The organism is Streptomyces sp. RLA012, assembly GCF_056270325.1.
The window spans coordinates 22,963-35,156 of the sequence record NZ_JBWDPA010000006.1 but is presented as its reverse complement, the minus strand read 5'-3'; the positions used below and the strand labels follow the sequence as shown (position 1 = coordinate 35,156).

The window sequence follows — 12,194 nt, the reverse complement described above, 5'->3', positions numbered from 1 at the left end:
GCGTGGAGATTCCTTCCCTTCCCACCGGCCCCTGCGGCGATCTCGGCCTGGCCGGCGGAAGGTGTGAGCACACGTAAGGACAGGATCCGGCGGCGGGACACCCGGGTGTCCCTTCGGACAACGGGGCGATGGGCATGCGGTTCACCTTCGGTTCGGATTCGCGGCGAGGGGCTCGGCCCGGGGGAGCGGGCCGGCCGGCGGGTCCGGCAGTTCCGTACGGATCGGCTGCGGACCGGGCCAGACCAGCGCCACCGATCCCCAGGTGAGCCCGCCGCCGAAGCCGGTCAGCACCACCTTGTGACCGGGCCGCAGTTCACCGCCGGCGGCACCGTCGGCGAGGGCGAGGGGGATGGAGGCCGCGACCGTGTTGCCCACCTCGGCGATGTTGGAGACGAACTTCTCGGCGGGCAGCGCGAGCCGTCGGGCGACCGACGCCAGAATCCGGGCGTTGGCCTGGTGCAGGACGAAGGAGTCGATCTCCTCCGGCTTCCATCCGGCCCGCGCGGCGGTCTCCTCCACCGACTCCGCCATCCGGCGGATCGCCTGTGCGAAGACGGCCTGGCCCTGCATCGTGAAGCAGAGGTCCTCCGGCCTGGCCGGCAGGCCCGTGGAGCGCTGGCGCGATCCGCCCGCCGGGATCCCGATGAGACCGGCGGAGCCGCCGTCGCTGCCCAGACTGAACCCCAGCAGCGCCCCGGGCTCCGAGGAGGAGCCCCTGCGCAGCACGACCGCACCCGCCCCGTCGCCGAAGACCACCCGGGTCGCACGGTCCGCGGGGTCGAGAATGGTGGAGAACGTGTCGGCGCCGATCACCAGCACACTGTCCGCCACCCCCACGGCGATCAGCCCGGCCGCAGACGCCAACGCGTACACGAAACCGGTGCACACGGCCTGCACGTCGAACGCCGGCACCGTGCCCAGCCCGAGTCTGCTCGCCACTTCCGGGGCGCTCGCCGGGCAGAGCCGGTCGGGGGTGCTCGTGGCGAGGACGACGGCTTCCGCGCCGTCCACTCCCGCCGACGTCAGGGCGTTGCGGCCCGCCTCGACGGCCAGGTCGCCGGTGGACTGCCCGGGGGAGACCACCCGCCGCCGGCGGATACCGGTACGCCGGCGGATCCAGTCGTCCTCGGTGTCGAGGAGCGCGGCCAGGTCGTCATTGGTGACCACGGTGGAGGGCACCGCGCTCCCCAGCCCGGTCAGCACCGCCGCCCGCTCCGGCGACTGCTGCCCGGTCCGGGGGAGAGGGCCTCCCGGACTGCTCACCACGGGCCCGGCACCGGGCCGCAGCCCAGAGGGGAGACGAGCACCGCGCGGGCACTTGTCCCGTGGCCACGGCCGCGCCGGCCGCGAGGGCTCCTTCTGTCGCGCACCCTCTGACAACGTTGTTCGAAGACCACACGGCACCTCGCCTGATCGCGGTGAGCGCTCGACCGGGCCGGCCCGGACTGTTCCCGCCGCCCGCAGGCGATCGGCGATCAGCCCTCGGAGGCCGCCCGGCAACAAGAAGAGAACAAGAAGAGAATGCGCCCCACGCGCCGGGACGCACGCCCAAGGGCCTTTCCACCTAGGCGAAGTCCTACAACCTGGCGGTGAAGCCCCGCGGCCCCGGCGGTGCGGCGGCCCGGCCCGCTTCGACCGGCGGGGCGGGGACGCGGGGTGCGGCCCGCGCATCCGCGGCGTGGTGCCGCCGGTTCGCCGAAGCTCCACGCCGGCTTCCCACCCGCGCCCCGCGGCTTTCCTCCACCGCGAGGCCGCCGGCGGCCTCGGCCCGGCGTTTCAGACCGCCCAGTGCGGGGTGTCGGTGACGGTGACCACGGCCGCGCTGCACAGCCAGCCCGGTCCCTGGGAGAACAGCAGGACGTTGTCGCCGGGGGACACCTCGCGGGTGCGTACCAGGTGCTCCAGGGTGATGAACACATCGGCGCCGCCCACGTGTCCGACCGACTTGCCGAACTCCCAGCCGCACCGTGACATCGGCAGGCCCAGCGGCATCATGATCGAGTACTCGATCATCCGGCCGTCCATGTTGATCGGCACCACCCTGGCCAGGTCGGACGCGTTCAGACCCGCGTCCACCAGCGACCGGTGGATGATGTCCAGGCCGAACAGGGTGAGTTTCTCCATCGTCTCCGACAGGGGCATCCGCTCGGCGAACTGCTCGGCCCGCTCGACCATGTCGGACGCCGCCCCGGTGTCCTCGCGCAGCAGCAGCGGACCGTCCCCGCGGTGCCACCACTCCAGCTCGTGCAGCACACCCGAGTTGAGGGAGCGCACCTCGGCGAAGCCGCCCTCGTCGCTCACCAGCGCCGCGACGCCGCCGTCGCCGAGGATGTAGGCCTGGCCGAAGCCCTTCCAGCGGTCCATCTGCGGGGAGGAGAAGTTCTCCCCCGTCGTCAGCAGCACCGCCCCGGCCTCGGCGGCTCCGGTGAGCTTGCCGATCGCCACCTCCAGGGCGCTGAGCATGCCGTCGCAGCCCTGCTGGAGGTAGAGCGCGGGAAGCGTGCCCAGCCCGAGCTCGCGCAGGATGTAGCCGGGCGGGTAGGAGCCCTCGGGGCCCTGGTAGTGGACGGCGGTGTGGATGTGCGCCCCGAGGTCCTCGGGGTCGATCTTCGAACGCTCCAGTGCGGTCCGTGCGGCCTGCACGGCCAGGTCCATGGCCGGGACGTCACCGGCGACATGGACGCCCGTCAGCCCGTTCGCCGCCTGGATCTCGGCGTCCAGCTTCCCCTCGGCCACGGCCTGTTCGGCGCTGGCCCACTCGTGCAGCACGACTCCCAGCGATTCGATGTGAACGTTCTCGACCCTCATCGGCGTTCTCCTGTCAGCGTCATGACGGCGCCGGGCGGCGCGGCACCGTCCGGTGCCGCGCCGCCCGGCGGGAACTCCCGCGTCACCGTCCGGTGCCGCGCCGCCCGGCGGGAACTCCCGCGTCAGCCGGCGAGCAGCTCCTTCTTCAGATGGCGGGCGAGCCCGGCGGGCGTGGCGAAGTCGAACACCACGGCCGCGGGCAGCGACAGCCCGGTGGCCTCGGCCAGCGCGTTGCGCGCGGTCAGCGCCGTCAGTGAGTCGAAGCCGAGCTCCCGTGTCTCGCCGTCCGGCGGTATCTGGGCGCCGCCGGTGAGCCCGAGGGACGCGGCGAAGTGGCCGCGTACCAGGTCCAGGACGGTCTCCTCCTGCTCCGGGTCCGGCAGGGCCGCCAGCCGGTGGCGCAGTCCGGACGGATCGGCGAGCGCGTTGCGGGCGGTGCGGCGGACCGTGCCGCGCACCAGCCCGCGCCGCAGTGCGGCGGAGCCGGTGAGCGGGCCCAGGGAGGGGACGCCGCCCAGGTCGGGGCGTGCGGCGACCACCGCGGCCCGCCCCAGCGAGCGCGCCACGTCGAACAGGTCCCGTGCCTCCCGCGAGTTCGGGTCGGCCCCGCGCACCGACACGGCCGGCACCCCTGTGGCGCGCAGGTGTGTCGCCCACGCGTCGAGGAACGCGCCGACCGCCTCGGCGACGAGGCCGGGGGCGGCCGGGGCGGTGGCGGGGGAGCTGAGCACGAACGCGGACACGTCCCCGGGCGCGAGTCCGTCGCCGAGGGCGAGCGCGGTGTCGACGACGGGCCGCAGCACCGTGTCGACGTTGCCGTCCGGCCCCTCGGAGGCGATGGCCGTGGTGTCCACGGACACCGTGAACAGCACGGCCGACGGTTTCGCGGCCGTCCGGACCGCCCGGAGCGCCCGCGCGGACGCCGCCGGGTCGTCGGTGTCCCACGCGGCCAGCGCCACGGACGCGCCCTGCGCGCGCAGTTCCGCCGCGTCGTCCGCACCGGAGGGGCCGGCCAGCAGCACGTCACGGACGCCGTGTTCGGTCACCAGGTGCCGGGTCAGCGCGCTCGCCGCGGTGCCCGCGACGAGCAGCGGGCCGTCGCCGCCCGGGCCGTCGCCGCCCGGTGCGGACACCGGTGCGGTGTCGCCGGGCAGGACCCGTTCGGTGCGCGGCACGCGCGCGGCCCGGCCGCGCAGGGCCAGCCGGGGCTCGCCCGAGGCCACCGCGTCCGGCAGGACGCGCCAGGCACGTTTGGAGGCATCGGTGTCCACGAGCACGAAACGCCCGGGTGCCCGGTCCTGTGCCGCGCCGACCAGCCCCCACAGGGAGGCGCCGGGCAGGTCCGGCGAGCAGGACTCGTTCCAGGCCGGCACGGCGTTTCGGGTCAGCACGACCAGACGGGTCCGTGCGAACAGCGGATCGGCCCACCGGCGCGCCCAGTCCAGGCCCTCCCGCACGGCACGGCGCACCGCGCCCGCGGTGTCCGTGCCGGCCCCGGCGGCGCCGGTGGTACGGGAGACGATCACCACGTCGGGGGGCGCGGCGCCGCCTGCGACGGCCTTCGCCAGGGCGTCGAGGTCGGGATGCGTCTCCGAGTAGCGCCCGGCGGCCATCAGGCCCGCACGGGCCCGCAGCGGATCGTCACCGACGACCGCCCACCGCTCGTCCTTGCGTTCATCCTTGCGTTCGTCCGCCCGTTCGTCCTTCCGTGCGGCCTGCGCGAGGTCGACGTCGTCCCACACCTGTACGAACAGACCGTCCTGCTGGGCGGCGGACGCCCGGGCCAGGGCGGTCCGGGTCAGGGCGGTCCGGGTCAGGCGGCCGGAGGTCACGGACTCCACGCTGAGCACCGGGTCGCCCGCCGCGTCGGCGGCCTCGACACAGAACCCGCCGTCGGGCCGCGGCCGTATCCGCACGCGCAGCACGGACGCCCCCGAGGCGTGCAGAGCCACCCCGTGCCAGGAGTCCGGCCACCACAGGCCCGCGCGCTCCGGCGCGGCTTCCCGGACGGCCGGGTCCACCGCGGCGCGCAGCAGCGCGGGCCGCAGCACCGCGTCCAGCAGTGCCGGATGCAGCCCGAACCGGGCACCCTGCTCCAGGCTCTCGTCGTGCAGCGCGACCTCGGCGAACAGATCGCCGTCGTGCCGCCACACCGAGCGCAGCTCCCGCGGCAGGCCGGCGCCGGAGCAGGCCGCGGCGCTGTCCGCGTCGCCGTCGTCCGCGGGCAGTTCTTCGAGCGGCACGCGCCGGGCGCCGGGCGGAGGCCATACGGCCGGCTCCCGGGCGGGCGAGGGGCCCGTGCCGGGCGCGAGCGTGCCGGAGGCGTGGCAGGTCCACGGCCGCCCGGCCGCGCCCCCGCCGTCCCGGCGCGCGTGCACGGTCACCGGCCGCACGCCCTGCTCACCGGCGGCCCCGACGCTCACCCGCAGCTGGATGCCGTCCCGCTCGGGCACCACCAGCGGCTCGCCGGCGTTCAGTTCCACCAGCCGTCCGCAGCCGGCGTACCCCCCGGCGTACAGGGCCAGTTCGGTGAGCACCGCGGGTGCCACGACGGCGGTGCCGGCCACCGTGCGCGACAGCAGCGGGTCGCGTTCGGTGCCCGACAGACGGCCCGAGAACAGCACACCGTCGGTGTCCGCGAGCTCGACCGCGGCCTCCAGCAGCGGGTGCGCGGCGCCCAGCAGGCCGAGTTCCAGGGCGCCTTCGTAGCGGCGTGAAACATGCGTCGAGGTCTGGGACCTGCGCCACAGCAGGCGGCCCGTCAGGCCGGTAAGGCGCTTGCGGGCGATCTTCCCGGCGGGGTTGCGCGGGACCTCGGTGATCTCGTGGAGTTCCTCGGGCACCTTGAAGTACGACAGTTCGGCCCGGCACGCGGCCAGTACCGCGTCCGGGTCGATGCCGCCGGGCCCGGGCACCAGATAGGCCACCGGTACCTCGCCGAGCGCCTCGTGCGGCTTGGCGCCCACGGCGGCGTCCGCGACTCCCTCCACCTTGGCCAGGACCTTCTCCACCTCGCCCGGGTGGATGTTCTCGCCGCCGCGGATGATGAGTTCCTTCAGCCGGCCGGTGATGGTGACGTACCCGGCCTCGTCCTGGCGTGCGAGGTCACCGGTGCGGTACCAGCCGTCGGACAGCACGGTCGCGGTCGTCTCGGGCTGCCCGTGGTAGCCGAGCATCAGCGCGGGGCTGGAGACCCACACCTCGCCCTCCTCGCCCTCGGGGACCTCGTCCCCGGTGCGCGGGTCCGTCAGACGCAGCGTCAGCCCCGGCACGGGCAGCCCGCAGGAGCCCGGCACGTAGGGGCCCTGCGGAAGATTGGTGGTGATCGCGCCGCCGGTCTCGGTACTGCCGTAGCTGTCCAGCAGGGCGATGCCGAACGCGGCGCGGAAGCCCTCGTGCAGGCTCACCGGGCACGAGGAGCCCGCGACCATGCACACCCGCAGGTCCGGCGCGTGGACGTCGCCGGAGCGCACCTGCTCGACCATGTGGTGGTACATCGTCGGCACCCCGACGAGGAACGTGGACCGCTCCTCCTGGGCCAGGCGCAGGATCTCGTCCGCCGCCAGCCCGTCGGTGATCCGGGCACTCGCGCCGACCGCCAGCACCCCCACAGCACACACACGTTGTGCGCGACGGCGTGGAACAGCGGCATCGGCCACAGCACCCGGTCCTCGGGCGACAGCCCCAGGACCGGGGCGTTGCACGCGCCGGTCGCCCACAGCGACGAACGCTGCGTGGAGAGGACCCCCTTGGGCCGGCCCGTGGTGCCGGACGTGTAGAGCATCCACGCGGGCTCGTCCAGGCCCAGGTCGTCGCGCGGCGGGTCACGCAGCGACCAGGTCGTCGCCAGCGTCTCGTAGCGCGGCAGGTCGTCGTCCTCCCCCGCGGGGGAGTCGGAGACGACCACGACCGAGATGCCCGGGCGCTCGGCCAGCACACGGCGCACCTGGGACAGCTGCGCGGTCCCGGCGATCACCACCCGGGCCGCGCAGTCGTCCAGCAGATAGGCCAGTTCCGCGTCGGTCGAGCGCGGATTGAGCGGCACACCGACCGCGCTCGCCCGGGTGATGGCGAGGTAACTCTCCACCGTCTCCACGCGGTTGGGCAGATAGATCACGGCGCGGGTGCCGCGTTCCAGGCCCAGCCCCGCGAGATGGCCGGCCACCCGGGCGGTGCGGCCGTCGAGTTCGGCGTAGGTCACCGAGCGGCGGCCGTCGTGGAACGCGGTCTGCCGCGGCCGCCGCTCGGCGTGTTCGGCGAGCAGTTCGTGCAGCGGCCGGACCAGATCGGCGCGGAACATCTCACTCACGCTCCTCGGACTCCCCACGGTCAGGATGCGGACGAGCGGTAGCGGCGCACCGCAAGTGTCCGGCACACCAGGGCGATCAGCACCGACCAGACGACGGACACGAGCAGGGCGTGGTGCGCGGGCCAGGCGTGCGACACGGTCAGTCCGGGGTTGCCGAACAGTTCACGGGTCGCCTGCACCGTCGCGCTGATCGGGTTCCACTCCGCCACCCACCGCAGCACGGCCGGCAGCGTGGACGGCGCGACGAACGCGTTGGACAGGAACGTCAGCGGGAACAGCCACAGGAAGTTGCTGGTCGCGGCGGCCTCCGGGGCACGCACCGACAGACCGACGACCACCCCCACCCACGACAGGGCGTAGCCCATCAGCAGCAGCACCCCGAAGGCCCCAACCGCGCGCAGGAATCCGTCGTGGATGCGCCAGCCGACGATCAGTGCGCAGCCGACCATGACCGCGATCACGAGGATGTTCTGCACCATGTCGGCCACGGTGCGGCCGGTCATCAGCGCGCCGCGGGCCATCGGCAGCGAGCGGAACCGGTCGATCATGCCGCTCTGCAGGTCGTTGGCGATGCTCACACTGCTGTTGCTGGCGGTCGCGAAGGCGATGGTCTGGGCGAAGAAGCCCGGCATCATGTACTCGCGGTAGGCCGCGGGGCCGTCCGCGCCGGGCAGGCTGAAGGAGCCCGCGAAGATGTAGGCGAAGAGCAGGACGAACACGATGGGCTGGATGAGGCCCAGGATCAGTACCTCGGGGATACGGACCATCCTGATCAGGTTGCGGCGTGCGACCACCGCCACGTCACGGACCGCCTTCACCGCGGTCCCGGGGCGCAGCAGCTCCGCCGGGCCGGCCTGTACCGTCACCGACACGGTCATCACTCCTTCTCGCCGGGCGCGCCGGCGGCGGCCAGCGCGGGTTCGGGGGTGTCGGCGTGGGCCGGCGCGGTGAGGGCCAGGAAGACCTCGTCGAGCGTCGGACGGCGCAGGCTGATGTCGCTGATCTCGATCCCGGCGCCGTCCAGGGCGTGGATGACCTCGGTCAGCAGGCGGACGCCGCCGTCCACGGGTGCGGAGACCAGCGACCTGGCCCGGTCCACGTCCGGCTTCCTGGTGCCGAAGCGGCCGACGAGCGAGGCGGCGGCGTCGATCTGCTCGCCGCGTTCCACGGTCACCTCGACCTGCTGCCCGCTGGTGCGCGCCTTGAGTGCGCGCGGCGTGCCGCGGGCGATGATCCGGCCGTGGTCGACGACGGCGATGTCCTGGGCGAGGCGGTCGGCCTCCTCCAGGTACTGCGTGGTCAGCAGCAGCGTCGTCCCCGCGTCCACCAGGTGGTCGATGGCGTCCCACAGCATGAGGCGGCTGGTGGGGTCGAGTCCCACCGACGGCTCGTCGAGGAACATCACCGACGGCCTGACCACCAGTGCGGCGGCCAGGTCGAGGCGCCGGCGCATCCCGCCGGAATAGGTGACGGACATCCGGTCGGCGGCGCCGGTCAGGTCGAACTGGGCGAGCAGCTCGTCCGCCCGCTGCCGGGCCGCCCGGGCCCGCATGCCGTACAACTCGGCGATCATGCGCAGGTTCTCACGGCCCGTCAGCCGGTCGTCGACGGCGGCGGACTGTCCCGACAGGCCGATCGACAGGCGCACCTGGTCCGGTGCGCGGACCACGTCGTGGCCCGCGACCGTCGCGGTGCCCGCGTCCGGGCGCAGCAGTGTGGTGAGGACGCGGACGATGGTGCTCTTGCCCGCTCCGTTGGGGCCCAGGAGCCCCAGAACGCTGCCCTGCGGGACATCGAGGTCGACTCCGTCGAGGGCCCGGAGCTTGCCGAAGGTCTTGACGAGGCCCTCGGCGTGAATGGCGCCCGTCATGGGCTTCTCCATCCTGTCTGTGCGTCTGGTGGTGTGCCGGCCGGGCGCCCGAGCCTTGGCACGACGGCCCCGGGCGTACGCTTCAGTTCGCGGAGATCAGCTTCAGCTCGGGGTGGGCGGTGCCGCCCTCCAGGGCCGTCGACGAGATGTGCGAGACGATCCGGTCGTCGACGGGGTCGTTCGCCGGGTCGTCGTTGACCACGAGGTGCTCGTACGTCGTGGACCGCTGCGCGGGCACCCGGCCGGCCCCGCGGATCAGGTCCAGGATCTCCACCAGGTTGGAGCGGTGCTTGGCGCCCGCCGAGGAGACCACGTTCTCCTCCAGCATCACCGAGCCCAGGTCGTCGGCGCCGTAGTGCAGGGACAGCTGGCCTGCCTCCTTGCCGGTGGTCAGCCAGGAGCCCTGGATGTGGGCGATGTTGTCCATGAACAGCCGGGCGACGCGATTGTCCATGAACAGCCGGGCGATCGCGATCATCCGCAGGTACTCGAAGAGCGTGGCCTGCGTGCGGCCCTTGAGGTGGTTGTTCTCGGGCTGGTAGGTGTACGGGATGAACGCCCGGAAGCCGCCCGTGCGGTCCTGCACGTCACGGATCATCCGCATGTGCTCGATGCGCTCGGCGTTGGTCTCACCGGTGCCCATCAGCATCGTGGACGTCGACTCCACGCCCAGCCCGTGCGCGACCTCCATGATCTCCAGCCAGCGCTCGCCGGACTCCTTCAGCGGGGCGATCGCCTTGCGCGGCCGCGCCGGAAGCAGCTCCGCGCCCGCGCCCGCGAAGGAGTCGAGGCCGGCGGTGTGGATCCGCTGGATGGCCTCCTCCACACCCACCTTGGAGATCCGGGCCATGTGCTCGACCTCGGACGCGCCCAGGGAGTGGATGATCAGCTGGGGGAATTTCTCCTTGATCGCCGAGAAGTGCTTCTCGTAGTACTCGACGCCGTAGTCCGGGTGGTGGTGGCCGCCCTGGAACATGATCTGGGTGCCGCCGAGTTCGACGGTCTCCGCGCAGCGGCGCAGGATGTCGTCGAGGTCGCGCGTCCAGCCCTTGGCGGTGTCCTTGGGAGCCGCGTAGAAGGCGCAGAACTTGCACGCCGTGACACACACGTTGGTGTAGTTGATGTTGCGCTCGATGATGTACGTGGCGATGTGCTCGGTGCCCGCGTACCGGCGGCGGCGCACGGCGTCGGCGGCGGCGCCCAGCGCGTGCAGCGGGGCGTCGCGGTAGAGGACGAGGGCCTCTTCGGGAGTGATCCGCCCGCCCGCGGCGGCACGGTCGAGGACGGACTGCAGCGGGGACGGGGTAGGTCGGGGCATGGTGCCGGCCTTTCCGGGCTCTGGAGGGGGTTGTGGGTCATGGCGGAACGGGCGGATGGAGACGGGATGTCACCCGGCGGCGGAGGCGTCCAGCAGGCGTACGGCCACATCGGGCGGGAAGCCCTCGGCCTCGCCGCCGACCCGGCGGGCGAACTCCTCGATGCCGGCCAGCTGCCGCGCACCGAGACTGAAGTCGAGCGCCGTCGTGTAGTACCGCTCAAGCGTTTCGGCGTCGAACTCCTCCCACTGGGAGGCCTGTTCGGACACCTTGGCCACCTCGGCCAGCGAGAGGTCCCGGGAGGCCAGCAGGTCGGCGTGGACCTGACGCACCAGAGCGGGTTCACGGGCGAGGAACTCACGGCGCGCGGCGAACACGGCGAACACGAACGGGAGTCCGGTCCACTCCTTCCACATCCGGCCCAGGTCGTGGACCTGGAGACCGAGCCCGGGAGCCTCGTACAGCGAGGCGCGCAGCGCGGCGTCCCCGATGATGACCGCCGCCCGCGCCTGCGACATCATCGTCTGCAGATCGGGCTCGCACACGAAGTACTCGGGCCGCACGCCCATCTTCTCCTCAAGGAGCAGCCTCGCCAGCCGCACCGAGGTCCGGCTCGTCGAACCGAGCGCCACCCGCTCGCCGTCCAGCTGCTCCAGCGGCACCTGGCTCAGGAGCAGACAGGACATCACGTCGCCGTCGCTGCCGACCGCGATGTCCGGCAGGACCACCAGGTCGTCGGCGTGCCGCAGGAACTCGACCAGGCTGATGGGCCCCATGTCGAGATCGCCCGCGGCCAGCGCGTCGTTGAGGCCGTCCGGGTTGTCCGTGCGCAGGTCCAGGTCGAGGAGGCTGCCGGTGCGGGCGAGCCCCCAGAACAGCGGCAGGCAGTTGAGGAACTGGATGTGCCCGACCCTGGGCCGGCGGCGCTTGGGACGCAGGGCCGGCGACGGCTCTGCGACGAGTTGTTCGGTCATCTGTGGACAGCTCCCGGAACGGATCGAAGGGGCGGCGGGGCGGACTCGGTGCCCGGCACACGGAAGGAGAAGGGGAGGTGGATGCGGTGCGAGGAGCAAGCCCCCGCGCCCGCCGAACGCGTGCGGCCCCTGCACCGCGCTCCCGCCGGGCCCTACGCCCTGCGGGAGGTCGCCGCGGCGAAGTGCTCGGTGAGGACGGCGAGAACGTCCGCCGGCCGGTCGGAGAGGAAGAAGTGCCCGCCGGGGAAGATACGCAGCTCGCTGCCGCCGAGCGTGTGCCCGCCCCAGGCACGCGCCTCCTCCAGCGAGGTCTTGGGATCACTGTCGCCGACCAGGACCGTCACCGGGCAGCGCACGGTGTCCGCCGGCGCCGCCAGATACGTCTCGACGGCCGTGTAGTCGCTGCGGATCGCCGGCAGGACCATGCTCAGCAGCTCCGCGTCCTCCAGGAACCGGGCATCGGTGCCGCTGAGCGCGCGCAGCTCGGCGATCAGACCGTCGTCGCCGAGGGTGTGCACCGTCTCGTCACGGGTGCACGACGGCGCCCGCCGGCCCGACGCGAACAGCCGCACCGGACCGCTGCCGGCCCGCTCCAGGCGACGGGCGACCTCGAAGGCCACCACCGCTCCCATGCTGTGCCCGAAGAAGGTCAGCGGCCGGTCGTCCCAGTTGCCCAGCGCCTCGGCGACCCGGTCGGCGAGCTCGGCCACCGAGGTCAGCCCCGGCTCCAGACGCCGGTCCTGGCGGCCCGGGTACTGCACGGCGACCACGTCGACGCCGGGCGCGAGCGCGGCGGCGACCGGTACGTAGAAACTGGCGGAGCCGCCCGCGTGCGGGAAGCACACCAGGCGCTCAGAGGCATCGGGAGCGGGGCGGAACCTGCGGATCCACAGATCGTCCGAGGGGCTTGAACTCAT

The 12,194-nt window shown here is 73.2% G+C and carries 8 protein-coding genes and 1 pseudogene; all 9 read right to left on the bottom strand.

Features of this window, described 5'->3' with window-relative positions:
* Nucleotides 1-141: 141 nt before the first annotated feature.
* Nucleotides 142-1,263 carry a beta-ketoacyl-ACP synthase III gene (locus RV986_RS53945; RefSeq protein ID WP_475925000.1) on the bottom strand — a complete coding sequence of 374 codons (1,122 nt, stop codon included), beginning with the start codon at nt 1,261-1,263 and terminating at the stop codon, nt 142-144.
* Between the two features lie 513 nt (nt 1,264-1,776).
* Nucleotides 1,777-2,808 carry a ketoacyl-ACP synthase III family protein gene (locus tag RV986_RS53940; protein ID WP_475924999.1) on the bottom strand — a complete coding sequence of 344 codons (1,032 nt, stop codon included), beginning with the start codon at nt 2,806-2,808 and terminating at the stop codon, nt 1,777-1,779.
* A 122-nt stretch (nt 2,809-2,930) separates the two neighbouring features.
* Nucleotides 2,931-6,413: an AMP-binding protein gene (locus tag RV986_RS53935; RefSeq protein ID WP_475924998.1), complete on the bottom strand. Its 3,483-nt coding sequence runs from the start codon at nt 6,411-6,413 to the stop codon at nt 2,931-2,933.
* A 77-nt stretch (nt 6,414-6,490) separates the two neighbouring features.
* Nucleotides 6,491-7,108 (bottom strand): annotated as a pseudogene (locus RV986_RS53930) (AMP-binding protein); the annotation flags it as partial.
* A 29-nt stretch (nt 7,109-7,137) separates the two neighbouring features.
* Nucleotides 7,138-7,995, bottom strand: a complete 858-nt coding sequence (locus RV986_RS53925; RefSeq protein ID WP_475924997.1) for an ABC transporter permease — start codon at nt 7,993-7,995, stop codon at nt 7,138-7,140.
* A complete protein-coding gene (locus RV986_RS53920) occupies nt 7,995-8,987 on the bottom strand; it encodes an ATP-binding cassette domain-containing protein (protein WP_475924996.1) in 993 nt (330 codons plus the stop codon). The genes RV986_RS53925 and RV986_RS53920 overlap by 1 nt, the downstream gene beginning before the upstream one ends.
* Nucleotides 8,988-9,069: 82 nt before the next feature.
* The gene (gene mqnC / locus RV986_RS53915; RefSeq protein ID WP_475924995.1) at nt 9,070-10,305 is read right to left on the bottom strand and encodes a cyclic dehypoxanthinyl futalosine synthase; all 1,236 of its coding nucleotides are present in this window, start codon (nt 10,303-10,305) and stop codon (nt 9,070-9,072) included.
* Between the two features lie 69 nt (nt 10,306-10,374).
* Nucleotides 10,375-11,277, bottom strand: coding sequence for a menaquinone biosynthetic enzyme MqnA/MqnD family protein (locus tag RV986_RS53910; protein ID WP_475924994.1), 903 nt, complete (start codon nt 11,275-11,277; stop codon nt 10,375-10,377).
* A gap of 152 nt (nt 11,278-11,429) precedes the next feature.
* On the bottom strand, nt 11,430-12,194 hold the full coding sequence (locus RV986_RS53905; protein ID WP_475924993.1) for a thioesterase II family protein: 765 nt from the start codon (nt 12,192-12,194) through the stop codon (nt 11,430-11,432).

Excerpts from the sequence above, each read along its gene's own strand:
- RV986_RS53925 (WP_475924997.1), bottom strand. The coding sequence starts at position 7,995 with ATGACCGTGTCGGTGACGGTACAGGCCGGCCCGGCGGAGCTGCTGCGC.
- RV986_RS53920 (WP_475924996.1), bottom strand. The coding sequence starts at position 8,987 with ATGACGGGCGCCATTCACGCCGAGGGCCTCGTCAAGACCTTCGGCAAG.
- RV986_RS53910 (WP_475924994.1), bottom strand. The coding sequence starts at position 11,277 with ATGACCGAACAACTCGTCGCAGAGCCGTCGCCGGCCCTGCGTCCCAAG.
- RV986_RS53905 (WP_475924993.1), bottom strand. The coding sequence starts at position 12,194 with ATGAGTTCAAGCCCCTCGGACGATCTGTGGATCCGCAGGTTCCGCCCC.
- RV986_RS53940 (WP_475924999.1), bottom strand. The coding sequence starts at position 2,808 with ATGAGGGTCGAGAACGTTCACATCGAATCGCTGGGAGTCGTGCTGCAC.
- mqnC (WP_475924995.1), bottom strand. The coding sequence starts at position 10,305 with ATGCCCCGACCTACCCCGTCCCCGCTGCAGTCCGTCCTCGACCGTGCC.